The 26,638-nt window shown below is 62.5% G+C and carries 20 protein-coding genes and 1 tRNA gene; 9 read left to right on the forward strand and 12 right to left on the reverse strand.

Annotation, left to right across the window (positions count from 1 at the left end):
• Positions 1–63: 63 nt before the first annotated feature.
• Entirely contained in the window at positions 64–1,221 is a 1,158-nt protein-coding gene (locus tag KF712_12960) for an aminotransferase class I/II-fold pyridoxal phosphate-dependent enzyme (GenBank protein ID MBX3741900.1), read from the forward strand.
• Positions 1,222–1,249: 28 nt separating this feature from the next.
• Entirely contained in the window at positions 1,250–2,401 is a 1,152-nt protein-coding gene (locus tag KF712_12965) for a hypothetical protein (GenBank protein ID MBX3741901.1), read from the forward strand.
• Between the two features lie 87 nt (positions 2,402–2,488).
• Here the strand turns inward: KF712_12965 and KF712_12970 are convergent, their stop codons facing one another.
• Positions 2,489–3,364, reverse strand: coding sequence for a LysR family transcriptional regulator (locus KF712_12970; protein MBX3741902.1), 876 nt, complete (start codon positions 3,362–3,364; stop codon positions 2,489–2,491).
• Between the two features lie 70 nt (positions 3,365–3,434).
• Between KF712_12970 and KF712_12975 the strand changes: the two genes are divergently transcribed.
• A complete protein-coding gene (locus tag KF712_12975; GenBank protein ID MBX3741903.1) occupies positions 3,435–4,649 on the forward strand; it encodes an MFS transporter in 1,215 nt (404 codons plus the stop codon).
• Positions 4,646–5,314 (forward strand): HAD family phosphatase, encoded by a 669-nt coding sequence (locus KF712_12980; GenBank protein MBX3741904.1) that lies wholly within the window; start codon positions 4,646–4,648, stop codon positions 5,312–5,314. Before KF712_12975 ends, KF712_12980 begins: the two co-directional genes overlap by 4 nt.
• Positions 5,315–5,557: 243 nt before the next feature.
• Here the strand turns inward: KF712_12980 and KF712_12985 are convergent, their stop codons facing one another.
• Positions 5,558–6,589, reverse strand: coding sequence for an aldo/keto reductase (locus KF712_12985; GenBank protein ID MBX3741905.1), 1,032 nt, complete (start codon positions 6,587–6,589; stop codon positions 5,558–5,560).
• Positions 6,590–6,716: 127 nt separating this feature from the next.
• Between KF712_12985 and def the strand changes: the two genes are divergently transcribed.
• The 5 genes from def (at position 6,717) to KF712_13010 (ending at position 13,412) form a co-directional block, all read left to right on the forward strand.
• Entirely contained in the window at positions 6,717–7,274 is a 558-nt protein-coding gene (gene def / locus KF712_12990) for a peptide deformylase (protein MBX3741906.1), read from the forward strand.
• 80 nt (positions 7,275–7,354) lie between these two features.
• Positions 7,355–8,326 carry a hypothetical protein gene (locus KF712_12995; GenBank protein MBX3741907.1) on the forward strand — a complete coding sequence of 324 codons (972 nt, stop codon included), beginning with the start codon at positions 7,355–7,357 and terminating at the stop codon, positions 8,324–8,326.
• A gap of 86 nt (positions 8,327–8,412) precedes the next feature.
• Positions 8,413–12,054: a hydantoinase B/oxoprolinase family protein gene (locus KF712_13000; protein MBX3741908.1), complete on the forward strand. Its 3,642-nt coding sequence runs from the start codon at positions 8,413–8,415 to the stop codon at positions 12,052–12,054.
• Between the two features lie 62 nt (positions 12,055–12,116).
• Positions 12,117–12,344 carry a hypothetical protein gene (locus KF712_13005; protein MBX3741909.1) on the forward strand — a complete coding sequence of 76 codons (228 nt, stop codon included), beginning with the start codon at positions 12,117–12,119 and terminating at the stop codon, positions 12,342–12,344.
• Positions 12,345–12,461: 117 nt separating this feature from the next.
• A complete protein-coding gene (locus KF712_13010; GenBank protein ID MBX3741910.1) occupies positions 12,462–13,412 on the forward strand; it encodes a hypothetical protein in 951 nt (316 codons plus the stop codon).
• 216 nt (positions 13,413–13,628) lie between these two features.
• On the opposite strand, the gene rpoC is transcribed toward KF712_13010, so the two are convergent.
• The 10 genes from rpoC to tuf form a co-directional block, all read right to left on the reverse strand.
• Positions 13,629–17,795, reverse strand: a complete 4,167-nt coding sequence (gene rpoC / locus KF712_13015; protein MBX3741911.1) for a DNA-directed RNA polymerase subunit beta' — start codon at positions 17,793–17,795, stop codon at positions 13,629–13,631.
• Positions 17,796–17,840: 45 nt separating this feature from the next.
• Positions 17,841–21,788 (reverse strand): DNA-directed RNA polymerase subunit beta, encoded by a 3,948-nt coding sequence (gene rpoB / locus KF712_13020; GenBank protein MBX3741912.1) that lies wholly within the window; start codon positions 21,786–21,788, stop codon positions 17,841–17,843.
• A 203-nt stretch (positions 21,789–21,991) separates the two neighbouring features.
• Positions 21,992–22,366: a 50S ribosomal protein L7/L12 gene (gene rplL, locus KF712_13025; GenBank protein MBX3741913.1), complete on the reverse strand. Its 375-nt coding sequence runs from the start codon at positions 22,364–22,366 to the stop codon at positions 21,992–21,994.
• A 140-nt stretch (positions 22,367–22,506) separates the two neighbouring features.
• Positions 22,507–23,025, reverse strand: a complete 519-nt coding sequence (gene rplJ / locus KF712_13030; protein MBX3741914.1) for a 50S ribosomal protein L10 — start codon at positions 23,023–23,025, stop codon at positions 22,507–22,509.
• A 17-nt stretch (positions 23,026–23,042) separates the two neighbouring features.
• Positions 23,043–23,750 carry a 50S ribosomal protein L1 gene (rplA, locus tag KF712_13035; GenBank protein MBX3741915.1) on the reverse strand — a complete coding sequence of 236 codons (708 nt, stop codon included), beginning with the start codon at positions 23,748–23,750 and terminating at the stop codon, positions 23,043–23,045.
• A gap of 84 nt (positions 23,751–23,834) precedes the next feature.
• The gene (rplK, locus tag KF712_13040) at positions 23,835–24,263 is read right to left on the reverse strand and encodes a 50S ribosomal protein L11 (GenBank protein ID MBX3741916.1); all 429 of its coding nucleotides are present in this window, start codon (positions 24,261–24,263) and stop codon (positions 23,835–23,837) included.
• Positions 24,264–24,310: 47 nt separating this feature from the next.
• Entirely contained in the window at positions 24,311–24,880 is a 570-nt protein-coding gene (gene nusG, locus KF712_13045; protein ID MBX3741917.1) for a transcription termination/antitermination factor NusG, read from the reverse strand.
• Positions 24,881–24,912: 32 nt separating this feature from the next.
• Positions 24,913–25,158: a preprotein translocase subunit SecE gene (locus KF712_13050; GenBank protein ID MBX3741918.1), complete on the reverse strand. Its 246-nt coding sequence runs from the start codon at positions 25,156–25,158 to the stop codon at positions 24,913–24,915.
• A gap of 112 nt (positions 25,159–25,270) precedes the next feature.
• Positions 25,271–25,346: transfer RNA gene (locus KF712_13055), tRNA-Trp, on the reverse strand.
• 100 nt (positions 25,347–25,446) lie between these two features.
• Positions 25,447–26,631 carry an elongation factor Tu gene (gene tuf / locus KF712_13060; protein MBX3741919.1) on the reverse strand — a complete coding sequence of 395 codons (1,185 nt, stop codon included), beginning with the start codon at positions 26,629–26,631 and terminating at the stop codon, positions 25,447–25,449.
• Between the last annotated feature and the right edge of the window lie 7 nt (positions 26,632–26,638).

Here is a 26,638-nt window from a genome sequence, read left to right on the forward strand (position 1 = left end):
AAGCGGACAAACCGCCATCCTCGACAAATCCCCACCATTTGATGTAACCTGCGCGGCATCCCCATGCCAGCCACCGCCAGCCGCCTGTCCGTCTTCACCGAGTCCGTGATCCGGGGGACGACCCGACTGGCGAACCTCCACGGGGCGATCAACCTGTCACAGGGATTCCCCGACTTCGATCCGCCGGAAGAACTGCTCAAAGCACTGGAGACGGCGACCCGCGGCCCGCACCACCAATACGCCGTGACCTGGGGTGCACCCCGGTTCCGCGAGGCGCTGGCACAGAAGATCCACCGCTTCACGGGCATGACGGTGGAGCCGGACCGCCACCTGGTCGTCACCTGCGGTAGCACCGAGGCGATGATGGTGGCGATGATGACGGCCTGCAACCCGGGCGACAAAGTCATCGTCTTCTCCCCTTTCTACGAAAACTACGCCGCGGACGCGATCCTGTCCGGTGCGGAGCCGATCTACGTCCCGCTCCATCCACCCTACTTCAACTACGACTCGAAGGAGCTGGCCGCCGCCTTCGCCCAGAACCCGAAGGCGATCATCGTCTGCAACCCGTCCAACCCCACCGGCAAGGTCTTCACCCACTCCGAGCTGATGGAGATCCTCCATTTCGCGGAGCGGCACGATGCGTTCGTCATCACGGACGAGCCATACGAACACATCGTCTATGAACCGGAAGTGCACACCTACTTCGCGGCGCTGCCCGGTGCGGCGGAGCGGACGATCACCTGCAACTCGCTGTCGAAAACCTACTCCATCACCGGCTGGCGGCTGGGCTATGTGCATGCCGCTCCAGAGGTCATCACCCAAGCGAAGAAGGTCCATGATTTCCTGACGGTGGGTGCCGCAGCCCCGCTGCAGGAGGCGGCCGTGGCCGGACTGGAGCTGCCCGACAGCTACTATACCGGCCTGCGGGATCTCTACACGGCGAAACGGGACATCTTCCTGGACTACCTCCGCCGCACCGGCCTGGCATTCACCGAGCCGCAGGGAGCCTACTATGTGCTGGTGGACATTTCCCCCCTCGGGTTCAAGAACGACACGGAGGCGTCCGAGTGGTTCATCAAGGAGATCGGCGTGGCCGGAGTGGCGGGGTCGAGCTTTTTCCGGGAGCCGGTGAACCACCTGCTCCGGTTCCACTTTGCAAAGAACGAGTCAACGCTGCATGCCGCAGGGGAGAAGCTGCTGCAGGTCCGATCACGGCGTTGACCGATTTTCCCGCCGTCCCCCTTCGGCCATGAAATACCTCCTTCCCCTGCTCCTGCTCCAGGCGGCCACCGCCGCGGAGACACTGGAGGAACTGTGGAAGCTCCCGCTGCTTTACAAGAACACGTCCCATGACGGGTTCCGGGAATTTACCCTGGCGGGAAATTTCCAGTGGAACTGGGCGGAGGGCGACAGCGACCGCGGATCCTTCGGCTCCCGCGACCGCACGGACGAAAGCACTTGGGACGGCATCGAGGTGCGGCGGATGGACGTCGGCTTCCGTGCCCAGTATTCGGACGAGTGGCGGCTGCAGGTGAAATTCAACGTCAACCCGGAAGGACGGCTGGACCCCAGCTATGACGATTCCTTCGGCCACGGCTGGTACCGGGACATCCAGCAGTTCTCGCTGGTCTATACTTATTCCCCGGCATTCCACATGGGCATCGGCAAGATCACGCCGAAGTTCTTCAGCGCGGAGTATTACCAATCGTCCACGGATCTCATCGTCTTCGAGCGCAGCCTGCTGGTGGACGCGCTGGTGCCGCGGGAGATCACGGGCATCTGGGCGAGCGGCTCCCGCGACAACCGCCTCTACGCGCTGGCGGTGTATGCCGGCGACCACCAGGCGGAGTTCACGGAATTCGATGCCGGGGTGATCGTCCAGTTCAGCTTCGCCTATGACTTCGGTCGCTATCTGGACGTGGACCGTGCGATCGTGAAGTTCGATCACCAGTTCAGCGACAGCACGAAAAACTCGGCGGGAGCGGGCCGGTTCAAGCATGCGGACTCCATCAATATCCTGATCCAGAAAGACAGGTGGAGCCTTTACACGGATCTGCTCGCGGGGATGGGGCATGAAGGCCAGGGAGACGTCATCGGCTTCACACTGACGCCTTCCTACCGTCTCACCGACAAGCTGGAGATGGTGTTCCGCTACCAGCACGCGAACGGCGAGGACGACGCGCTGCAACTGCTCTCCCGCTATGAGCGGCTGGCTCCGGATCTGACGGATGGCGGCAGGGGTTCCTCATTCGACGCGGCGTATCTCGGCCTCAACTACTATGTGCACGGCCACAAGCTGAAGGTGATGGCCGGGACGGAATACCAGTCGATGGATGGCGGCGGGGATGGCGGGGACTATGAGGGATTCACGACGTTGGTCGGGCTGCGGCTTTCTTTCTAGGTCCTTTGTGAGACAGGCGGGTTGAAAATCTTCTCTCATCGAAGGTGCGCAAATTGAACCAAGTAGGTTCCGAGCACTCCACGCGGATCATTTCCGTTTCATGTCCTGGCGGAGCAATCCGAGAAACCTGGCCAGCGCGGGATTCGTGTCTCCCGCATGCCATACGGCACCGACTTTCCATGCGGCGTCCTTTTCCTTCAAGCGGTGGAGCCGCACGCCTTCCAGACGGCTGTTCCAGAATGACTCCGGGATGACGGCGACACCCAGACCGGCACGAACGAGGGCCATGGCGGTGGGCAGCTCCGGGACCTGCTGCACCACCTTCGGGTGGAAACCGTGTTTCCCGCACATGGCCAGCACGTGGTGATGGAATCCCGGGGCGCGCTTCTCCGAAAGCGCCACGAACGGCTCGTCCCTGCAATCCGCCAAGCCGGCATCCGCAGGCAAGTGGGAGAGGGAGGAAGAAACCAGCGCCAGCCGGTCCACGACCACCGGCAGGCTGTGGAAATGTTTCGGCACGGGGAGGCGCATGAAACCGATGTCCACCACCCGCGCATTCAGCCCGTCCATCTGTTCCGCCGTGGACATGTCACGCAGGCTGACCTCGATGCCGGGGGCGACCTGCCGGAGTTTCACGATCAGCCGTGGCACCAGCTCGAAGGTGGGAAAGCCGAAGCCGATGCTGAGGCGCCCCGTCTCCCCGATGGCCGCGCGTTTCCCGCGGTCCATCAGCTCATCGAACGAGCGGACGGTCACCCGCGCCTCCTGCAGGAACCGCTCCCCGAAGCTGCTGAGCTTCGTCCCCTGCTTGTTCCGCTCGAACAATGGGGAACCCAGCTCCTCCTCCATCCGCCGGATCTGCTTGGTGAGGGCGGGCTGGCTCAGGTTCATGAGCCGCGCGGCGCGGCTGAAATGGAGTTGCTCACCCAGCAGCACGAAGGATCTCAGTTCACGGATGTCCATAACCTGCGGTTATCACACTAATGAATTCATACCATTGGAAGAATTTTCACGGAAATGGAATCCTACGGGCATGCCACCACCCGTTGCGGAAGCCACCGATCTCCGGTTCGACGAAATCAGCACCGTCGTCGGCAAGCCGCGGAATCCCCGGCTGGCGGCGTCCCTCTACTTTCTCACCGATGGCATGGTGTTCGGGACGTGGGCGGCGCTGATCCCCTCCTTCAAGGCGAAGTTCGGGCTGTCCGAAGCGGAGCTGAGCGTGGTGCTGCTGGCCATCGCCGCCGGGGCCATTTTCTCGATGCCCGCGACAGGACGCACGGTCGCCCGCCATGGCAGCCGGGCGAACCTCCGGATTTACGCGCCCGCGTTCTGCGTGTCACTGGCGCTGCTGGTGCTCAGCCCGCACTTCACGCTGTTCATCGCCGCCGCCTTTCTCTTCGGCGCGGTGAAGGGTGCCTTCAACGTGTCGGTGAATTCCCAAGCCATCGCGATCGAGAATGCGGCGAAGAAGCCGATCATTTCATCCTTCCACGCGCTGTGGAGCCTGGGTGGCATGTCCGCCGCGCTGGTGGTGGGTGCGGCCCTGAAAGCCGGGCTGTCCCCTGCCTCGATCGCCATCGGCATCGCGGTGGTGTTGCTGGCGGTGGTGACCGCGTTCCATCCGCAACTGCTGGGCGGGGATGCGACGCCGAAAGCCGCCGCGAAAGGAAAGTTCCGCTTTCCCGATGGGAAGCTGCTGCGCATCGGCATCGTCACCTTCATGGTATTGTTCGCGGAAGGGGTGATGATGGACTGGAGCGTGGTCTATGCGCGCACCATCTCCGGAGCGGAGGCCTGGCTGGCTCCGGTGGCCTATGGCGTTTTCTCCGGTTGCATGGCGCTCGGACGACTGTTCGGCGGCGCGCTGATCTCCAGGCTGGGACCTTCCGGCATGCTGACGGTGGGCGGCATCTTCACGACCGCCGGTCTGGCCGTCGTCACCGGCATCCATCATTGGCCGGCCACCTTCGTCGGCCTGGCGCTCGCCGGCTTCGGCCTCGCGAATCTGGTGCCGATCCTGTTCGGTGCGGGTGGACGCGCGCATGAAGGCGGCGCGGGAAATGGCATCGCCACCATCTCCATCATGGGATACTTTGGATTCCTCATCGGACCACCCCTCATCGGCAGCATCAGCCACCAGGCGGGGCTGCCGGCGGCCTTCGCGCTGGTGATGGCCTTCGCGTTCTTCATCGCCGCATTCGGAAACCGCTTCCTCGGCGAAACCATCACCCGCAAAGCATCATGACCACTCCCCGCGACGCCCTCCGGAATGCCCGTGGCATCCTCTTCGACATGGATGGGGTTCTGATCGACTCCGAGCCGACCCATGAGAAGGCGATCATCGCTCTGTCCCGGGAGCTGGGCGACGAACTGACCGACCACGCGACCATCCAGTCCTTCAAAGGCGCGCCGGAGAAGTTCATGGCGAAGCGGCTGATGGAGATCTACCCGGAACAGACGCGGACTTCGCCGGAACTCATCGCCCGCAAGGTGGAACTCTACGCCGCCCTTTTCACGGAACACGTGACGCTCATCCCGCAGGCCATCGATTTCCTGAAGGCATCCCGGGCGGCGGGACGGCTGCATGGCCTGACCACCTCCGCATCCCGCGCGACGCAGAGGTTGTCTTTCGAGACCTTCGGCTTCGGCCAATACTTCGACACCATCATCACCGGTGAGGACATCACGAAAGGGAAACCGGATCCGGAACCGTTTCTCCTGACCGCGGAGAAGCTGGGGCTTGATCCCGCGGAGTGCATCGTCATCGAGGACTCCATCAACGGCGTGCGCTCCGGCCACGCGGCGGGCTGCACGGTCATCGCGCTGACCACGACTTTCCCGCGCGAAGCCCTGTTCGAAGCGGGTGCCGATCATGTGATCGACTCCTACTCCGAGCTGCTGGAGGCCTGATGCCTGATCAGATTCAGTCCAATGCCTGCGGGCGCGTGCCCGCGGAAGAGCTATCCGAGGCAGGGACCGCATTCCATGCGGTCCGGCGGGGAAAGCAGCCGCCCATCCCCTGATCCCATCCTGCCACAGGATGCGACCAGACATCTACGAAGATGGCCGTAGCAACCCGGCACCGGGGGACTTTTCCGCCGTCCCCAACCGGACCGCATGGAATGCGGTCCCTGCCCCCAAAGGCATGATGCTTCAGACCGGGAACGGGTTCCGCTCCGCGAATCCCTGCTGGTGGAAATAAGGATAGGCGAAGGGGCGCTTGCTGGCTTCATCCAGCTTCGCGACCTGTTCCTTCGTGAGGTTCCAGCCGACCGCGCCGAGGTTCTGCTTCAGTTGTTCCTCATTCCGCGCGCCGATGATCACGCTGGAAACCGTGGGCCGCTGGAGCAGCCAGTTCAGCGCCACCTGGGGCACGGATTTCCCGGTTTCCTCCGCCACCTCATCCAGCGCGTCCACCACCTGATAGAGAAATTCATCCTCCACCTGCGGCCCCGCATCCACGACGGTCTGCGAGTTCAGACGGCTGCCCTCCGGCAGTGGCGCACCGCGGCGGATCTTTCCGGTGAGGCGTCCCCAACCAAGCGGACTCCACACCATCGCGCCGACCTTCTGGTCCAGGCCCAGCGGCATCAGTTCCCACTCATAGTCACGGCCGATGAGCGAGTAGTACGCCTGGTGCGCGACATAGCGGGTCCAGCCGTAGCGGTCCGCCACCGCCAGCGACTTCATGAGGTGCCAACCGGAGAAATTCGAGACACCCAGGTAGCGGATCTTTCCGGCTTTCACGAAGCCATCCAGGGTGGAAAGCGCTTCCTCAACGGGGGTCTTCGCGTCGAACCCGTGGAGCTGGAAAAGGTCGATGTAGTCCGTCTGCAGACGCTTCAATGAAGCGTCGATGGTGCGGGTGAGATGGTGACGGGAGGAGCCGACGTTGTTCGCCCCGTTATCGAAACGGAAGGTGGCCTTGGTCGAAATGAGCACCTGGTCACGGCGGCCCTTGAGAGCTTCGCCTAGGATGGATTCGGAATCCCCCTTGGAATAAACGTCCGCGGTATCGAACATGTTGAGGCCCGCCTCCAGGCAGATGTCCACCAACCGGGTGGCCTCCTTCACATCGGACGAACCCCATGCTTTGAAGAACTCCGTGGTTCCTCCGAACGTCCCCGCACCGAAGGTCAGGGCAGGCACCATCAATCCTGATCCACCAAGTTGTCTGTATTCCATAGTTCGATGATTATGGAACAAGGTGGCACCCTGTCAAAAGATGATTCCGGGCCGTGGGCGGCGGAGGACCATTTCCAAAGCGGGGTTTGACCTGCACTGCCGTTGCCTCATACTCTGACGTCCGCCCATGATCCGTGAAATCGTCCAATACGGCCACCCCGTCCTCCGCCAGCGCTGCCAACCTGTCACCGTGGTTGACGATTCATTGGTGGAACTGGTGAACGACATGCTCGAAACCATGGTGGATGCCAACGGCGTCGGCCTGGCCGCCCCGCAGGTGGGCATCGACCTGCGGCTGGCGGTGGTCGATATCTCCCACGATCCGGAAAGCATTTCCTATTTCCGCGTGAACGGGGAAGACGCCAACCTGGAGGACTACATGCCGCTGGTGTTCATCAATCCGGAACTGGAATTCGGCCAGGAAAAGGAATGGGGACAGGAAGGCTGCCTGAGCATCCAGGGCATCCGCGCGGAAGTCCGCCGCCCGATGGATGTGAAGGCCACCCTGCCGCAGTTGGACGGCTCCGTCCTGGTCATCGAGTCGGACGGGCTGCTTTCCCGTGCGATCCAGCATGAGACGGACCACTTGAACGGCATCCTGTTCACCGAGCGGCTGTCCGCGGCGAGCAAGGTCGCGCTCAAAAACCGCCTCAAGAAGCTGCTGGCGGAAAATACGGAAATGTAGATTTTCAACGGATTGCGGCTCGACTTTTTAAAAAATCCGATCTTTCATGCCTGCGGCGCCAAAGCAGGTGCTCCTTCATCATGAGCAACAATCGAGGCATTTTCGAGAATCTCCCGGGAAAACCATCAGCAAGTCCTTTCTCCGTCGTCCAGGACCCCGCGGCTCCTGCTCCAGCGGCAGGCAACAGCCCGTTCGCCGCAGCGCCCCGCCAAGGCTCCCCATTCAGCGTGGCGGATGATGGCTCCGCCGCCAAAGGCGTGAAGATCCCGGAGCGGCGCAGGAACGACTCCCCTTTCCAAGTTTCCGACGACAACGAAGGCTTCGGTTTCGAGCCTGCTCCCTCCCCTTTCGCCGCGGCACCATTTGAGGCCGCACCGCAGGCGTCCCCATTCGCCGCCGCTCCATCCGAGCCAGCCCCGTCCCCATTCAGCGCGGCTCCGGAGCCAGCAGCCTCCCCGTTCGCGATCGCTCCCGCGGAGCCGGTGGCGCGTCCCGCAGCGGCACCTTCGCCTTTCTCCGCCGAGCCTTCCCCGGCCCCCGCTTCCTGGCAACAGGCACCGGCCGCTGCCAGCGCCTTCGGATCGTTTTCCCCGGCTCCTGCCCCTGCGGCCGTCGCCGCTCCGCCAGCCCCGGCACCCGCACCCATCCCGGTGCAAGCCCCGGCTCCGGCCCCTGCTGCCGCCGCGCCAGCACCCGCACCCGTCTCCAGCGAGTCAGATTCCTTTGCCATCCGGCAACTGGAACTCCGCGCGATCTTCGGCGTGGACCGCGAGATGAGCACGGATGAGATCCTCCAGCGTGCGCGTTCCCTGCCAGGCATCCGCCACATCGCCCGCGTGAGCGCGGGTGACGTCGCCGCCGTGGACGCGCTCAAGCAAGTGGTGTCCAACCTGGGATTCGGCTCCGGCGGACTGAAGCTCTACGCGGGTTCCGTGCCGATCGAGTTCATCCGTGAGTCCGGCGTGCTGCTGGCCGTCCAGACGGATGGTGGCTTCGCCCCGGGCGTGCGTGAGACGCTCATGATCGTGGCCCGCGAACTGAGCCGCTCCTGAATTTTCCCTGTATCGCATCTTGTTGATGGAAAGCCGGCGTGATCCGCCGGCTTTTCTTTTTGTCGCGCAAGGGACACACTCCCCGCGTGGCAGGAACATGGAAAGTCCGGGTGGATACCGGCGGCACATTCACCGACGCATGGGCACTCACCCCCTCGGGGGAGGAACGCCGGTGCAAGGTGCTCTCCGATGGTTCCCTGATCTTCGAACTTTCCCCGCCTGATGCGGAGGGCTGGCATGATCTGGGCCGCGCACCCGCCTGCGGGGACGGCGTGCTCACGGGATTTTCCGCAGGCGATGGCCTGACCGTCACCGCCGACCGGGAACATGGGCGGTTCATCCGGCTTTCCCGATCCTTTCCCGGCGGGCGGCTGGTCCTGCGCAGCGGTGACGAGGCCCCGGTGCTGGCGGCACGCCTGCTGACCGGCACCCCGCCCGGAACGAAGCTGCCGCCGATGGATTTCCGTGTGGCCACCACCCGGGGGACGAATGCCCTGCTGGAACGGAAGGGTGCGCGCACCGCCCTGTTTGTCACGGAAGGATTCGGCGACCTGCCGAAGATCCGCGACCAGCGCCGGGCACTGCTGTTCTCGCTCACGCAACCGGATGCGGAGATCCTCTGCGAGGAGGTGGTGGAGATTTCCGCCCGCCTTTCATCTACTGGAGAAATCGTAGATGAACCCGACGAAGCAACGGTCAAGGAGGAGGCCCGGCGATGCGTCACCGCGGGCATCCGTGCCGCGGCCGTCGCGATCATCCACTCGTGGAAGGACCCATCCATGGAGAGAAAGGTCGCCGCGTGGCTGCTGGAGGAAGGATTCAGCCATGTCACCACCTCCTCCGGGGTGTCACCGGTGATCCGCTTTCTGCCGCGACTGGAGACGGCGCTCGCGGACGCGTGGCTGGCCCCGATCATGCGCGGCTTCACGGCAAAGGTGGCCGCGGCGATGGAAACGGGCGAGCCATGGATGATGACCAGCGCGGGAGGACTGTCCGCCGCGTCCGCCTACCAGCCGAAGGACTCGCTCCTTTCCGGGCCTGCGGGTGGCTTGGTCGGCTCCGCGGCCATCGCCCGGGCGGCGGGATTTCCGAAGGTGCTCACTTTCGACATGGGCGGCACCAGCACGGATGTGGCCCGGATCGACGGGCCGTTTTCATTCCGCTATGAACAGGAAGTGGGACCGGCGCGGGTGCTGGCTCCCGCGATGAAGATCGAGACGGTGGCCGCTGGCGGTGGATCGATCTGCCGCTGGCATCTCGGCAGGCTGGAGGTGGGGCCGGAAAGCGCGGGTTCTGATCCCGGGCCGGCATGCTATGGCCGTGGCGGGCCGCTGACCGTCACGGATGTGAACCTCCTCCTGGGGCACATGCGCCCGGAGGGTGCGGGCATCCCCATCGATGGAGAACCCGCCCGCCATGAACTCCGCAAGCTGATGGACGCGATGGAGGCGGACGGCGTGACGCCGCCTCCGGTCCGGGAGCTGTTGGAAGGACTGCGGAACATCGCCGTGGGAAAAATGGCGGAGGCGATCCGTGCCATCTCGTTTTCCGAAGGACATCATCCGGAGAACTTCGCCTTGTTCGCCTTCGGCGGGGCGGGGCCGCAACATGCCTGTGCCGTGGCGGACAACCTGGGCATCCGGACGGTGCTGGTGCCGGGTGACGCGGGCCTGTTGAGCGCATGGGGCCTCCATCAGGCACGGCGGCAGGAGCAAGCGGTGCGGCAGGTGCTCAAGCCGTTGGCGGAGACTGATACCGCGGCGATCTGGGGCGGGCTTGCGGTCGAATCATCCGCGGCTCTGGCCATCGCCGCGCCATCGTTCCGCTGGCTGGCCGAGCTGCGGTTAACCGGACAAGACACCCCCATCGAGGTCGAGGCTCCGTCCGCCGATGCGGGCGGGGATTTCCTGACCGATCGCTTCCGGGAGGCCTACCGCAAGCTCTATGGCTATGATCCATCCGCCGCGCGCACCATCGAATGCGTGACCCTGCGGGTGATCGCCGAAGAGGCGGAGGTCGCGCTGGATGCGGAGACATTCGGCGGGGCGGAACTGACCGGCCCGCATCTTCTCCAGGATCGCTTCAGCACCTGTGTGATTCCCGCGGGATGGCAGATGAGGCGCGGCTCACGGCGGTCCCTGTTGTTGGAAAAGATTTCGGCTGACGCAGCAGGCTCGCTGGAAGACGGCAATCCGGAGATCCGCGCGGCTCTCTTCCGCAACCGCTTCGAAGGTCTGGTGACGGAGATGGGCGCGTTGCTGCGCCGAACGGCCATCTCCCCGAACATCCGTGAGCGGCTGGACTATTCCTGCGCACTGCTGGATGCCGGGGCGCGGCTGGTGGTGAACGCTCCGCACGTGCCGGTCCATCTGGGTGCGCTGGGGGTCTGTGTGCGGGAGGTCGCATCAAGGATCGACCTCGGCCCCGGCGATGTGGTGGTGACCAACCATCCCGCGGCCGGTGGCTCGCATCTGCCGGACATCACGGTGATCGCCGCCGCATTTGACGGAAGCGGCAAGCGGATTGGTTACGTGGCGAACCGCGCGCACCATGCCGAGATCGGCGGCATCGCTCCGGGATCCATGCCTGCCGCCGCACGCCATCTCGCGGAGGAAGGCGTGGTGATCCCGCCGATGAAATGGATCACGGCGGGGACGCCTGATCCTTCCTCATTGGAAGACCTCCTCCGCCATTCCCCGCATCCATCGCGGCGGCCGGAGGAAAACCTCGCGGACCTGGAAGCGCAGGCCGCCTCCGTCGCGCATGGCATCCGCACGCTGGAGGCGTTGGCCGGAACCCATGGCGGCGACCTCGTGCGGGCGGAAATGGAAGGCATCCTTTCACGCTCCGCCGCCCTCATGGAAGGCCTGCTCCAGCGCCATGACGGCCGGAGATTCCACCGCTCCGGGGCGCTGGATGATGGCACAGCCATCGAGACCTCCATCACCGTGGAAGGTGGCGGCATGACCGTGGATTTCACCGGCACGGGTCCTGTCCATCCGCAGAACCTCAACGCCACCCCGGCCATCGTCCGCAGCGTGTTGCTCTATGTGCTGCGCCTGTGGCTGGACGAGGACATCCCGCTCAACGAAGGACTGCTGGCATCCACCGAAGTGATCCTGCCGCGATGTTTCCTGAACCCGGAGTTTCCCGATGATCCGGAGAAATGCCCTGCCGTGGTTGGCGGGAATGTCGAGACGAGCCAGCGCCTCACCGACCTGCTGCTGGCCGCGCTCGGCCTCTGCGCCAATGGCCAGGGCACGATGAACAACTTCCTCTTCGGCAACGGCACCTTCGGCTACTACGAAACCATCGCCGGAGGGTCCGGTGCCGGAGCCGGCTTCCACGGCAACAGCGGACGCCATGTCCACATGACGAACACCGCGATCACGGATCCGGAGATTCTCGAACACCGCTTCCCCGTGCGCCTGCACCGGTTCGCGATCCGCAGGGAATCCGGAGGCAAGGGCGAGCACCACGGCGGTGACGGCGTGACGCGGGAAGTCGAGTTCCTCGAACCCATGACCGTCTCGCTGCTGACGGAACGCCGCACCACCCGCCCGGAAGGAATGACCGGAGGTGAAGGCGGGGAATGCGGAGAACAGATCCGCATCCTGGTGGATGGTACGGAACAACCGCTGCCCGGTGCCGTGACCTATGAAGCCACCGCCCGTGAACGCATCCTGATCCACACGCCGGGTGGCGGTGGATGGGGCGACTCTCACTGAGCCTCCTTACCATGCCATCCCGCGGCCGACATCAAAGCTCCTCCAAGGAATGCCACCGCATCATGCGGCGGATCGAAGCGCTCGATGGCGTGATCGGCGTCATCATCGGCCGCTCGTATGGCGGAAAATCCCTGGGCGCGGGCAGCAGCACCGGCTCGCTCAAGATCCAGCGGAAGGTGCCCGGCGGCATCAAGGCGGTGACCCAGTCCACCAAGGGTCTGCAGGAACTTTTCATCCGGACGGAACCCGGAACGGAAGAAGCCATCGCCGAGGCGATTCTCAGGCTTTGATCATCCGGCGGCTCAAGCCGGGCGTGTCCATTCCAACAGCCTCCGGACCCGGCCTCTCTCAAGACATCAATCCATTTCCCGCTTAACATCCGAAGCCTTTTGTGGCCACGCTGTCCAATGGACTTCCGGACTCCCATCTCCCGCACCTTCATCGCCCTTTCCTCCATCCTGCTCTTTTCAGGAGGAACCGTTTCGGCCAGATCATGGACGGATGTGCAGGGCCGGACGATCGAGGCCGAGTTTGTTTCATTTGATGCCGCAGGCGCAAAGGTGAAGGTCCGCCTCGCGAACGGAAATGAACCTCTCATCGATCTGGCGAAACTCAGCGAGGCCGACCGGACATGGATCACGGATCATCTGCGCCAGCAGGAGGAGAGGCTTTCCGAACTGCGGAAAAACGCCGGAAAGACGGTGAGCATGAAATCCGAAGGACCGCAGGCGGTCGGCTATCATGTCTATTATCCGACCTCCTTCGACCCTTCGAAGCCGCCTGCGATGATCATCATGTTCAGCCCCGGCGGAGATGGGAAAGGCATGCTCGGTTCCGTCCGCGCGGCATGCGAGGAGTTGGGCTGGATCGGAGTCGGTTGCGATGAGTTCAAGAATGGAGTCGATAGCTCCCTGCTGGACCCCAAGTGGGCGGAAGTCCTGCCCGCCATCGAGAAAACCGTCCTCCATGATCCGGATCTGCTGTATATGGGCGGACTGTCGGGAGGAGCGTTGCGATCCTATGACTATTCGGAACTGACCGTCCGGCCATGGAAAGGCGTGCTCGCCTTCGGTGGATGGCTAGGCCGCAAGCAGGCCCTTGGCAGTCCGGCGAAGATGGCGGTCGCCCGGGTCAATGGGGACAAGGATACCAGCGCCAATGCGTGGATCGAAGCCGAAGACGGAATCTTCAGGAAGGCGAGGGCAAACGTGAAGGACTTCCCCTTCCCGGGCGGGCATGTGGTCGCCCCTCCGGAGGTGATCCTGGAAGCCATGCGCTGGCTGAAGGAAGCCACCGTGCCCGGCAACCGGCTGCCGGACGGAAAGCGGAACGAAATGCAGTTCGACAAGGACAAGTGATCCGCTCTGGAGCGGCATCTTCGGCCAGGCACCTGATCCATGTTCATTGCCGGAACGGAGCGCGGACTTCAGTCCGCTTGGCTTCGCAAAGACCGGATACTCCCGGGCGGACTGAAGTCCGCGCTCCATTCAGAGCCTGCGGCAGGCAATCCAAACAAAACACCCCGTCCTGCTTTCGCGGGACGGGGTGTTTTTTGAGGTGGCTGTTACCGGTGCTTACGCGGAAGCGGCGTCCTCGTCGTCGTCGAAGCTTTCGGCTTCCTCGACGATCGGCTCAGGCTCTTCCACGGTGAACTCGAACTCCGAATCGCGGTGCGTGTCGAAGCCGGTGCCGGCGGGGATGAGGTGACCCATGATGACGTTTTCCTTGAAGCCGGTGAGGTAGTCCACGCGGCCGAGGGTCGCGGCTTCCGTAAGGACACGGGTGGTGTCCTGGAAGGAAGCGGCGGAGATGAACGAGTCGGTCTCGAGAGAGGCCTTGGTGATGCCGAGGAGAACCGGCTCGCCTTCGGCAGGCTTGCCACCTTGTGCGAGGATGCGTGCATTCTCGCGCTTGAAGGCGGTGCGGTCCACCTGGTCACCCCACAGCCAGCCGGAGCCGTCCATGTCTTCCGCGTCGCCCGGGTCGGTGATCTTCACCTTGCGGAGCATCTGGCGGATGATGACCTCGATGTGCTTGTCGTTGATCTCCACGCCCTGGACACGATAGACGGACTGGACTTCGTTGACGAGGTGCTCCTGGAGTTCCTGCGCGCCGCAAGCCTCGAGGAGGTCTTCCGGGGAAACAGGGCCTTCAGTGATCTGGTCGCCGCGCTTCACCACGTCGCCGTCGGTGACGACGATGTGCTTGCCCATCGGGACGAGGTGGTCGATCTGCTCGCCGGTCTGGGAGTCGGTGACGATGACCTTCTTCTTGCCGCGGACGTTGCCGCCGAAGGAGACTTCACCCTCGATCTTGGCGATGACGCAGGCGTCCTTCGGCTTGCGGGCCTCGAAGAGTTCCGCCACCCGTGGAAGACCACCGGTGATGTCCTTCGTGCGGGCCACTTTCCGCGGGGTCTTGGCGAGCTGGGTACCTCCGGTGACGACATCACCTTCCTTGACGGAAAGGTGGGCGCCGACCGGGATGGAGTAGCTGGCGCGGATCTCCTTGGTCTTCTCGTCGAAGATGACGACCTGCGGGTGGAGGTCTTCCTTGTGCTCGGTGACGACCATACCCTTTTTGCCGGTTTCCTTGTCAGTCTCGCTGGCAACGGTGATGCCGGAGATCATGTCGCGGAATTCGACACGGCCGCCCTTCTCGGTGAGAATCGGCACGTTGTAGGGGTCCCAGGTGACGACGGTGTCGCCCTTCTTGACCTCTTCACCGTCCTTGGTGGAGATGATCGAACCGATGACGATGTTGTGGCTTTCCAGTTCAAGACCGCCCTTGTCGCGGATGGAGATGGAGCCGTTCTTGTTGAGGACGACCCAGGTGCCATCGGCGGACTGGACGGTGCGGAGGTCCTTGTAGACCAGGCGTCCGCCGTTCTTCGCCTTGATGATCGGCTGCTTGAAGGTCGCCGCCGCGACACCACCGACGTGGAACGTCCGCATGGTGAGCTGCGTGCCGGGCTCGCCGATCGACTGGGCGGCGATGATGCCGACCGCCTCACCGATCTTGACCGGAAGGCCGGTCGCGAGGTTGAGGCCGTAGCAGTTCGCGCAGCAACCACGGTCGCTTTCGCAGGTGAGGACGGAACGGATCTTCAGCTTGAGGACACCGATGCGCTCCATGGCGTTCGCCTGGTTCTCATTGATGACATCATCCACGCTGACGATGACGTCGCCGGTGATCGGGTCCTTGATCTGCTCACAGGACACACGGCCATAGACGCGGGTGGCGAGGGATGCGGCCTCCTCGTCGCCGTCATAGATGGCGGCCACGGAGATACCGTTGACGGTACCGCAATCCTGCTGGGTGATGATGACGTCCTGGGCCACATCGACGAGCTTCCGGGTCATGTATCCGGAGTCCGCGGTCTTGAGCGCGGTGTCGGACAGACCCTTCCGCGCACCGTGGGTCGAGATGAAGTACTCGAGCACGGACAGACCTTCGCGGAAGTTCGAAATGATCGGGCGTTCGATGATCTCGCCGGATGGCTTGGCCATCAGACCGCGCATGCCACCGAGCTGCTTGATCTGGGATTTGTTACCCCGTGCGCCGGAGTCCACCATCATGAAGAGCGGGGACGCGGTGTTCTTGCCTTCGTTGAACTCGATCTTGCGGTAGAGCGCGTTGGCGATGGTGTCGGTCGCCTGGGTCCAGACGTCGACGACCTTCTGGTAGCGCTCGCCGTCGGTGATGACACCGTTGCGGTACTGCTTGGTGACCTTCTCGACTTCCTCGTAGGCCTTGGCGATGACTTCCGGCTTCTCCTCGGGGATGAGCATGTCAACGATACCGATGGAGATACCGGAGCGCATGGCTTCCATGAATCCAAGTGCCTTGAGCTTGTCGAGGACCTCGACGGTCTTCTTCTTGCCGGACACCTGGGTGCAGCGCCAGATGATGTCACCGATCTGCTTCTTGCCGACGGTCTTGTTGTAGAAGCCCAGCTCGGACGGCCAGATTTCGTTGAAACGGACGCGGCCCGGAGTGGTTTCGAGGATGCGCAGCTCGCTGTCGCCGTAGGTGGTCTTCTTGCCGAAGTCCTGATTCCGGATGCGGATCCAGGAGTGGTAGGAGATCTTGCGGGAAGCGATGGCGAACTCGACCTCGGAGGAGTTTTCGAACAACGGGAGGTGTTCCTGCTTCTCACGGTCCACCTGGGTGCGGACGCCTGCCCAGGTGAGGTAGTAGGTGCCGAGAATGATGTCCTGGGAAGGAACGGTGATCGGACGGCCGGACGCCGGGGAGAAGATGTTGTTCGGCGCGAGCATGAGCTGGCGCGCTTCCATCTGGGCTTCCACGGAGAGCGGGACGTGCACGGCCATCTGGTCACCATCGAAGTCCGCGTTGTAGGCGGTACAAACGAGCGGGTGGACGCGGATGGCCTCACCTTCGATGAGCTTCGGCTCGAACGCCTGGATCGACAGGCGGTGGAGGGTCGGCGCGCGGTTCAGGAGGATCGGGTGACCCTTGGTGACTTCCGCGAGGATGTCCCACACTTCGGTCGTCTTGCGGTCGATCATCTTTTTGGCCGAGCGGACGGTGTGGCAGTAGCCCAGCTCCTTCAGGCGGCGGATGATGAACGGCTCGAACAAGGTCAGCGCCATCTTCTTCGGAAGACCGCACTGGCCGAGCTTGAGGTCCGGACCGATGACGATGACGGAACGGCCGGAGTAGTCCACCCGCTTGCCGAGAAGGTTCTGGCGGAAACGGCCACCCTTGCCCTTGAGCATGTCGCTGAGGGACTTGAGCGGACGGTTGCCGGCGCCGGTGACGGCACGGCCGTGGCGGCCGTTGTCGAAGAGGGCGTCAACGGCCTCCTGGAGCATCCGCTTCTCGTTCCGGATGATGACTTCCGGGGTCTTGAGGAGCAGGAGGTTCTTGAGACGGTTGTTCCGGTTGATGACGCGGCGGTAGAGGTCGTTCAGGTCGGAGGTGGCGAAACGGCCGCCTTCCAGAGGAACCAGCGGACGGAGGTCCGGCGGGATCACGGGGAGAACGGTCTGGATCATCCACTCCGGGCGCGACTTGGACTTGGCGAAGCCCTGGGTGATCTTGAGGCGCTTGCTGAGCTTCTTCTTGTTCTGCTTGGAGCGGGTGGTGGCCAGCTCGCCTTCCAGCACGACGGCCAGTTCGGCGAGGTCCAGTTGCTTGAGCAGGTCCTGGACGGCTTCGGCACCCATGCCGGCGCGGAAAGATCCGTCACCGTAGGTGTCCTCCGCTTCGCGCAGCTCGGTCTCGGTGAGGAGCTGGCCGACTTCGAGGGCGGTGTTGCCGGCCTCGGTCACGACGTAGTCCTCATAGTAGATCACGCGCTCCAGCTGGCGGGCGCTCATGTCGAGCATGAGGCCGATGCGGGATGGCATGCACTTGTAGAACCAGATGTGGGAAACCGGCACGGCAAGCTCGATGTGGCCCATGCGCTCGCGGCGCACGCGGCTGAGGGTCACCTCGACGCCGCAGCGGTCACAGACGACGCCCTTGTGCTTGATGCGCTTGTATTTTCCGCAGGCGCACTCCCAGTCGCGGGTGGGTCCGAAGATCCGCTCGCAGAAGAGACCGCCTTTCTCCGGCTTGAAGGTCCGGTAGTTGATGGTTTCGGGGTTCTTCACCTCGCCTTTGGACCACGAACGGATGACGTCCGGGGAGGCGACGGTGATGGAGACTTGATCGAATGCCTCGGGGCGTTCGTCCACGCCGAAAAGTTCGCGAAGGTTGTTATCGACACTCATATAGGGTAGTAAATTAGGTCAGCAGTTAGGTTCGCGGTTACTTGATCAGAGGGTGAGGTCATCGAGGGAGAAGTCGTCCAGACCGCCGGTCATGCCGGAGCCATGGCCCGATCCCCTGCGACCCGGACGGACATCAAGTCCGAGGGATTGCATTTCCTTGATGAGGACGTTGAAGGACTCCGGCGTGCCGGCTTCCAGGTTGTTGTCGCCTTTGACGATCGCCTCATAGATGCGGGTCCGGCCTTGGACGTCGTCCGACTTGACGGTGAGGAGCTCCTGCAGGGTGTAGGCGGCGCCGTAGGCTTCGAGCGCCCACACCTCCATTTCCCCGAAACGCTGGCCACCGTACTGGGCCTTGCCCCCGAGCGGCTGCTGGGTGACGAGGGAGTATGGACCAACGGCACGGGCGTGGATCTTGTCCGCAACCAAGTGACCGAGCTTCAGGATGTAGATCATGCCCACAACCACGGGGTTGTGGAATGCTTCACCCGTGCGACCGTCATAGAGGGTCGATTTGCCACCGGTGGTGCCGTCTTTGCCGTCACCGATCCAGGTATAGCCGCGGCCTTCTTTCTCGTCCTTTTTCCGCTCACGGAGATCGCCGTTGTCGCCGACGAATTTCACACCATCGACTTTCTTGGCCTTCGACATGAAGTCCCAGATGACCTCTTCCTTGATGCCGTCGAAAATCGGGGTGGCAACCTTGAAACCGAGCGCCTTGGCGGCGACACCGAGGTGGGTTTCGAGAACCTGTCCGACGTTCATCCGCGACGGCACGCCGAGCGGGTTGAGGCAGATATCGACAGGCGTTCCGTCATGCAGGAACGGCATGTCTTCTTCAGGGACGATGGTCGCGACGACACCCTTGTTACCGTGACGGCCCGCCATCTTGTCACCCACGGAGAGTTTCCGTTTGGCGGCGATGAAGACCTTCACTTCCTTGATGACGCCGGGATCGACCTCGTCACCGGACTCCAGGGAGTCGAGCTTGCGCTCCCGCTCCGTGTCGAGTTCCTGGAAGCGGCCCTCGAAGGAACCGATGATTTCCAGGATCTTGTTACGGATCGGGGATGGGTCGATCTCGATGTGATCGTGCACCGAAGCGAGCTTGCGCAGCAGGGTCTTGGTGATCTTGCGGTTCGCGGGGATGATGATCTCACCGGTCTGCGCGTTCACCACGTCGAGCGGGATCTTCTCACCGAGCAGGATGTCCGAGAGACGCTCGGTGAGGTCGTCGGTCAGCTTGTCAGCCTTTTTCTTGTGCTCGTCGTTGATCTTCTTGAGCTGCTTCTTGAGCTCGACCGGATCCACCTTCTCCGCGCGCTTCTTGGCGAAGCCGTGCGAGGAAACGCGGACGTCCTGGACGATGCCGATGCAACCGGATGGCACGCGCAGCGAAGTATCCTTCACGTCAGCCGCCTTCTCACCGAAGATGGCGCGCAGAAGGCGCTCTTCGGGGGCAAGCTCCGTCTCGGATTTCGGAGTGATCTTGCCGACGAGAATGTCGCCCGGCTTCACTTCCGCACCGATGCGGATGATACCGTCGTGGTCGAGGTTGCGGAGCGCTTCCTCACCGACGTTCGGGATGTCACGGGTGATTTCTTCCGGTCCCAGCTTGGTGTCGCGGGCGGCGACATCGAACTCGGAAATGTGGATCGAGGTGTAGACATCGTCCTTCACCACGCGCTCCGAGATGACGATGGCGTCCTCGAAGTTGTAGCCGTTCCAAGGCATGAACGCGACCAGCACGTTGCGGCCGATGGCGAGTTCGCCATCCTCCGTGTTCGGACCGTCGGCGAGCACCTGGCCCTTCTTGATCTTCTGGCCTTTCTTGATGATCGGCTTCTGGTTGATGCAGGTGCCGGCGTTCGAGCGCATGAACTTGCGCAGCGGGTAGGCCAGGATGCCCTTGTCGATGTTGGTCTTCACCGACTCCGCGTCGGAGAGGAACTTCTCCTCTGAGACAGGCAGCTTGCCGTCCGGGGTGGTGATGATGATTTCCGCGGTGGCGGCGGCGACGATGCCGTCAGCCTCCGCGACGACCACGGCGCGGGAGTCGCGGGCTGCCTTGCCTTCCAGACCGGTGCCGACGAGCGGCGCCTCGGAAACAAGGAGAGGCACACCCTGGCGCTGCATGTTCGAACCCATGAGCGCGCGGTTGGCGTCGTCGTGCTCGAGGAACGGGATCAAGCCCGCGGCCACGGACACGAGCTGCTTCGGAGAAACGTCCATGTAGTGGACCTCGACCGGGAGGGACTCGATGAACTCGCCGCCTTTTTCACGGGCGGTGATGCGCTCGGTGGTGAAGGAGCCGTCCTTGGTGATCGGGTTGTTCGCCTGGGCGATGAGGAAGTTTTCTTCCTGGTCAGCGGTGAGGTACTCGATCTCGTTGGTGACCTTGCCCTTCACGACGCGGCGGTAAGGGGTCTCGATGAAGCCGAACTCGTTGATCCGGGCGTAGGTACACATCGAGTTGATGAGACCGATGTTCGGACCTTCCGGGGTTTCGATCGGGCAGATGCGGCCGTAGTGGGACGGATGGACGTCGCGGACTTCGAAGCCGGCGCGGTCGCGGTTCAGACCACCCGGTCCAAGGGCCGAAAGACGGCGCTTGTGGGTGAGTTCCGCGAGCGGGTTGGTTTGGTCCATGAACTGGGAAAGCTGGGACCGGCCGAAGAAGTCGCGCACGACGGCGGAGAGCGCCTTCGGGTTGATCAGCTTCTGCGGGGTCATGCCCTCGATGTTCACGTCGAACAGGGTCATGCGCTCCTTGACCAGACGCTCGGTGCGGGCGAGGCCCACGCGGCACTGGTTGGCGAGGAGTTCACCCACCGCACGGACGCGGCGGGAACCAAGGTGGTCGATGTCGTCGATGACACCGTCACCCTTCTTCAGTTTCAGGATGTAGCGGACGGCGGCGAGGAAGTCCTCGGGGACCATGATCCGCTGGTCGGAATCGACGTTGATGCCGAGCTTCTGGTTGATCTTGTAACGGCCGACGCGGGTGAGGTCGTATTTCTTCGCGTCGAAGAAAAGGCGCTTCAGGAGCGCACGGGCGTTGGCGGCGGTCGGCGGGTCGCCGGGGCGCAGCTTGCGGTAGATGTCCTTGAGGGCGGACTCCTCGTCCTTCGCCGGATCCTTGCGGAGCGACTTGAGCAGGATTTCGTCCTCGCGGCCGTCGATGACCTCGATCGACTTGTGGCCCAGGGCGAGGAGCTGGCGGACGATGCCGATGGTCAGCGGCTCGTAGGCCTTGGCGACGACCAGTTCACCGTCGAGGACGTCCTCGAACGGCACCTTGTGGCCGAGTTCGCCTTCGTCCATGCTCTCGCTGAGGGCGAGGGCTTCCGGGGAGTAGAAGTGACCGACGATGTCGCGGTCCGTCGGGTAGCCCAGAACACGGAGGAACGTGGTCGCGAGGAACTTCCGGCGGCGGCGGCGGCGGTCCAGATAGACGTAGAGCAGATCGTTGGTGTCGAACTGGACTTCCAGCCAGGAACCACGGTCCGGGATGATGCGGAAGGAGTGCAGCAGCTTGCCGTTGAGGTGCTGGGAGGTCTCGAAGCAGATACCGGGGGAGCGGTGGAGCTGGGAAACGATGACACGCTCCGCACCGTTGATGATGAAGGTGCCGCGGCGGGTCATCATCGGCAGTTCGCCCATGTAGACGCGCTCTTTCTTGTTACCCGTCTCGTCCTTCAGTTTGAAGGTCACGTAGAGGGCGGCGCTGAAGCTCTCGCTGTTGCGGAGAGAGTCCAGAGAGGTGATCTTGGGGTCCTCGATGTCGTAGGCGACAAAGTCGAGCTCGATCGCTTCATCGTAGCTCTTGATCGGGAACACTTCACGGAACACGGCCTGGAGACCGGTATCGGTGCGCTCGCTGGGCGTGACGTCCTTCTGGAGGAACTCGTCATAGGAGCGGCTTTGGACCTCGATGAGGTTCGGGGGTTCAATGACTTCCTCAAATTTACCGAAATAGAGACGTTCAGCCATGGTGTTTTCGTGTTCTGCTAATGACAAGTGAAGCCCGAGCCGCGAACGGTCTCAGGCGAGTGGAGTTTCAGGAATGTGAAATGGAGGTCGGAATCGGCGGGAAAGCCCGGAGTTTTCGTGGAATCTCCCGCCGGTTCCGGCGGTGTTTCTGGAGCTTCCCGGAGCGAGCGTAAGCACGCTCCGGGAAGAAATCCAAAAATAAGTTACTTGAGCTCGATTTTGGCGCCAGCCTCTTCGAGTTTCTTCTTGGCTGCTTCGGCAGCGTCCTTGGCGACACCTTCCACGATCTTCGCGGGGGCGCTTTCGACGAGCTTCTTCGCGTCAGCGAGACCAAGGCCCGGAGCAACTTCACGGACTGCCTTGATGACAGCGATCTTGTTGCCACCTGCATCGGTGAGGACGACGTCGAATTCAGTCTTCTCTTCGACTGCTTCGGCAGGACCAGCGGCAGGACCAGCGGCTGCGACAGCGGCAGCGGCGGACACGCCCCAGGTTTCTTCAAGTTTCTTAACGAGGTCGACAGCTTCCAGAACGGTGAGCTTGCCGAGTTCTTCTACGAGTGTTTCGATGTTGGCCATTTTGTTTTCTCCTGTTCGGTATCGTCGCTCCCGGAGCCTCCGGGAATTTCAGTGCGGCAGCCGCCGCCCCGACGAGGAACCATTATGTGTTCAAGCACCCGCGCGGAGACGCGGATGCCTTCTGTTCAGATTTGTCTGGTTTATTCGGCTGCCGCCTCTTCGTCGGCTTTCGCCTCGTTGGCATCCGGGTTGAACTTCGCGTTGAGGACGCGGGCAATGCGGGTCGCCGGCTCGTTGATGAGGCCGAGGAGTTGCGCAAGAACCGCTTCGCGGGAAGGAATGTCGGCGATGGACTGGAGTTTCTCAGCGGAGAGAACGGCACCATCGAGGATACCGATCTTGAATTCCGGCTTCTTGAACTCCTTCTCGAAGTTCTTCACCACCTTGGCGGCGGCGAAAACCTCGCTGTCACCGGTGATGAAGGCGGTCTGGCCGACCAGGCTCTCGGCGATGTCCGGAAGACCGGCTTCGGCGAGCGCTTTCTTGACGTAGCTGTTCTTGGCAACAAGGGCCTTGGCACCAGCGGCACCGAGGCGGTTGCGCAGCTCCGTGAACTGGGTCACGGTCAGGCCGGTGTAGTCCACGACGATGAGATAAGGGGACGCATTCACGCGCTCCAGCACACCGTCGATGATGATTTTCTTATCGGGATTGCTCATTTTACAGGGCGTGAGGATTAAGCGGTGACTTTGGTGTAGGTGGCTGCTTCCAGCGGCAGACCTGGCAGCATGGTGCCGGCCAGGGTCACGGACTGGATGTAGTTACCCTTTGCGGAAGCGGGCTTCGCACGGACCACGCCATCAACGAAGGCGCGGGCGTTCTCAGCCAGTTCAGCGGGGCTGAAGCTGGACTTGCCGATGGAACCGGCGACGTTGCCGTTCTTGTCGAGCTTGAAGTCGATCCGGCCGGCCTTCACTTCCTTGACAGCCTTGGCGACGTCGTCGGTGACGGTGCCGGTCTTCGGGTTCGGCATGAGGCCGCGGGGTCCGAGAACCCGGGCGATCTTCCGGACTTCGGTCATCGCGTCAGGAGTGGCGATCGCGGAGTCGAAGTCCGTGAAACCTTCCTGGACCTTCTTGATGAGGTCTTCGAAGCCGACGTGCTCCGCACCAGCGGCGATGGCCGCTTCAGCAGCCGCACCGGAGGCGAAGACCGCGACACGGACGTTCTTGCCGGTGCCGTGGGGAAGGGAGACGGAACCACGGACCATCTGGTCGCTCTTCCGTGGGTCCACGCCGAGGTGGAACGAAAGGGTGACGGTCGGGGTGAATTTCGGAGCCGGGAATTCCTTCAGGGTGCTGATCGCATCGGTGAGGGAATAGCTCTTGCCTGCGGAGACAAGGGCGGCTGCCTTTTTGTAGCGTTTGCTGCGGTGTTTGGCCATTTGTTGTTTTGGTTTGCAGTTCGGGCGGAAGCGGCTGGCTCCCTCCTGCGGGCTCCGGGATCAGGGATCCCTCGGCCGAAATTTTCAGTAGCCTTCGACTTCGAGACCCATCTGGCGGGCGGTGCCTGCGAGGATGCGGGCGGCTGCTTCCGGGTCCTTGGTGTTGAGGTCGGGCATCTTGATCGCGACAACCTCCATGAGCTTCTCCTTGGAGATCTTGCCAACCTTGATCTTGTGCGGCTCCTTGGAACCGGAAGCAAGACCGGCGGCTTTCTTCAGCAGGTTGCCGGCCGGGGGTTTCTTGGTGACGAACGAGAAGGACTTGTCCTTGTAGACGGAAATCACGACCGGAAGCACATCGCCCGCCTGGGCCTGGGTGGCGGCGTTGAATTCCTTACAGAAACCCATGATGTTCACACCGGCTTGACCAAGAGCGGGACCGACGGGTGGTGAAGGGTTGGCGGCTCCTGCCTTGATCTGGAGCTTGATGATTTTTACGACTTCCTTGGCCATAGTGATGCGGTGTTGAGACTAGTTGAGAGGGATTGGAGGTGGGTGGATCAGGCGCGCTCGACCTGCCAGTATTCGAGTTCGACCGGCGTGCTGCGGCCGAAGATGGTGACCGAAACACGCAGCTTGCCGCGCTCCGGGTCGATTTCTTCGACAATGCCGTTCTGGCTTTGGAAGGGACCATCCGCCACCTTGACGGTGTCACCGACTTCGAAGCTGATGGCGGGGCGGACATTCTGTTCGCGCTCCTGGATCTGGGAAAGCATCGCCTCCACCTCGCGCGGACGCATCGGGATCGGGCGGTCCTTGGTGCCGGCGAAGCCGATCACCCCTTCCATTTCCTTGATGAAGAACCAGGTCTTCTCGACGAGCTGGTTGTCCTCGGAAATGAGGTGCATGTTGACGATGATGTAACCCGGGAAGAACTTGCGCTTCGTCTCGGTCTTTTTGCCGCGGCGGATTTCGGAAACCATTTCCGTCGGAACCAGCACCTCGCGGATGTAGTCCGTCATCTCCTCTTCCTTCGCCTGGCGCTGGATCCGGTCACGGACCCGCTGCTCCTGGCCGGAGAGAACCTGGACGACATACCACTGGTCTTTGAATGGCGCTGTATCGGGCATGGATCAGGAAAATGGGAAAAGGAAAAGCGGCCTCAGCGGCCAAAGTTGGTGAGGAAGGTGATCACCGCGACGTGGATGTAGTCCCAGAACTGGACGAAACCGGCGAGCAGGATCATGGCGATCAGCACCACGACGGTGGAATCGACCAGTTCCTTGTATTTGCGGAAGCCCTTGATCTTCGGGTCGGACTCCCAAGGCCAGCTCGCCTTCTTGAGCTCGCCCTTCACCTCGCTGACAAAGGTGCTTACCCTGGCGAAATTTTTGGCGAAAAGGACGATGGCCGCGATCAGAATCGCGTACACAATTCCGGTTGCGACCCAGCTGTCGGCAATCTTGATGTATTCCAGGAACTGCATCGATGGTTTCGTTTGGACGGGAATCTGTGGAAAGTGGCACGGCAGGAGGGACTCGAACCCCCAACACTCGGTTTTGGAGACCGATGCTCTACCAATTGAACTACTGCCGTTTTAGAGGCGACCAAGGGGCATCTCGCTTTTTGAAGAGCGGGATGCCCCGGGGTCCAGCATTCCGGCGGGCGGACCCGCCGGATGCCTCACTGCTTTGAATTACTTGATGATCTCACCGACGCGGCCTGCGCCAACGGTGCGGCCACCTTCACGGATCGCGAAGCGCATGGTCTGCTCCATGGCGATCGGGGTGATGAGTTCGACTTCCAGGTTGATGTTGTCACCTGGCATCACCATTTCGACACCTTCCGGAAGCTTGATGCTGCCGGTCACGTCGGTGGTGCGGAAGTAGAACTGAGGGCGATAGTTCGAGAAGAACGGGGTGTGGCGGCCGCCTTCTTCCTTCGAGAGAACGTAGATCTCCGACTTGAAGACGGTGTGGCCCTTCACGGTGCCCGGCTTGGCGATGACCTGGCCGCGCTCGACCTGGTCCTTCTTCAGACCGCGGATGAGGAGGCCGACGTTGTCACCCGCACGACCTTCGTCGAGCAGCTTGCGGAACATTTCGATGTCGGTGACGGTGGTCTTCTGGGTGTCGCGGATGCCGACGATCTCGACTTCTTCCATCTTCTTGATGATACCACGCTCGACACGGCCGGTGCAGACGGTTCCGCGACCTTCGATGGAGAACACGTCTTCGATCGGCATGAGGAAGGTCTTGTCGATCGGGCGCTCCGGCTCAGGGATGTAGGAATCCACAGCGTCCATGAGCTTGAAGATGTTCTCCTTCTGGGCGGCGTCGCCTTCGAGGGCGGCCTTGGCGGAACCCTTGACGATCGGGATGTCGTCGCCTGGGAACTCGTAGGAGGAAAGAAGGTCGCGGACTTCCATCTCAACCAGCTCGAGGAGTTCTTCGTCGTCAACAAGGTCAACCTTGTTCATGAAGACAACCAGAGCAGGCACGCCGACCTGGCGGGCGAGGAGGATGTGCTCACGGGTCTGCGGCATCGGGCCGTCAGCGGCGGAAACCACGAGGATCGCGCCGTCCATCTGGGCAGCACCGGTGATCATGTTCTTCACGTAGTCGGCGTGGCCGGGGCAGTCAACGTGGGCGTAGTGGCGCTTGTCGGTTTCGTATTCGACGTGGGCGGTGTTGATGGTGATACCACGCTCGCGCTCTTCCGGAGCAGCGTCGATGTCCGCATAGCTTTTCTTTTCAGCAAAACCTTTGTCCGCCAGCGTGTTGGTGATCGCTGCGGTGAGGGTGGTCTTGCCGTGGTCAACGTGACCGATGGTTCCGATGTTAACGTGCGGCTTGTTGCGCTTGAATGCTTCTTTGGCCATGGTGGTT

The organism is Akkermansiaceae bacterium (assembly GCA_019634595.1).
GTDB lineage: Bacteria > Verrucomicrobiota > Verrucomicrobiia > Verrucomicrobiales > Akkermansiaceae > Luteolibacter.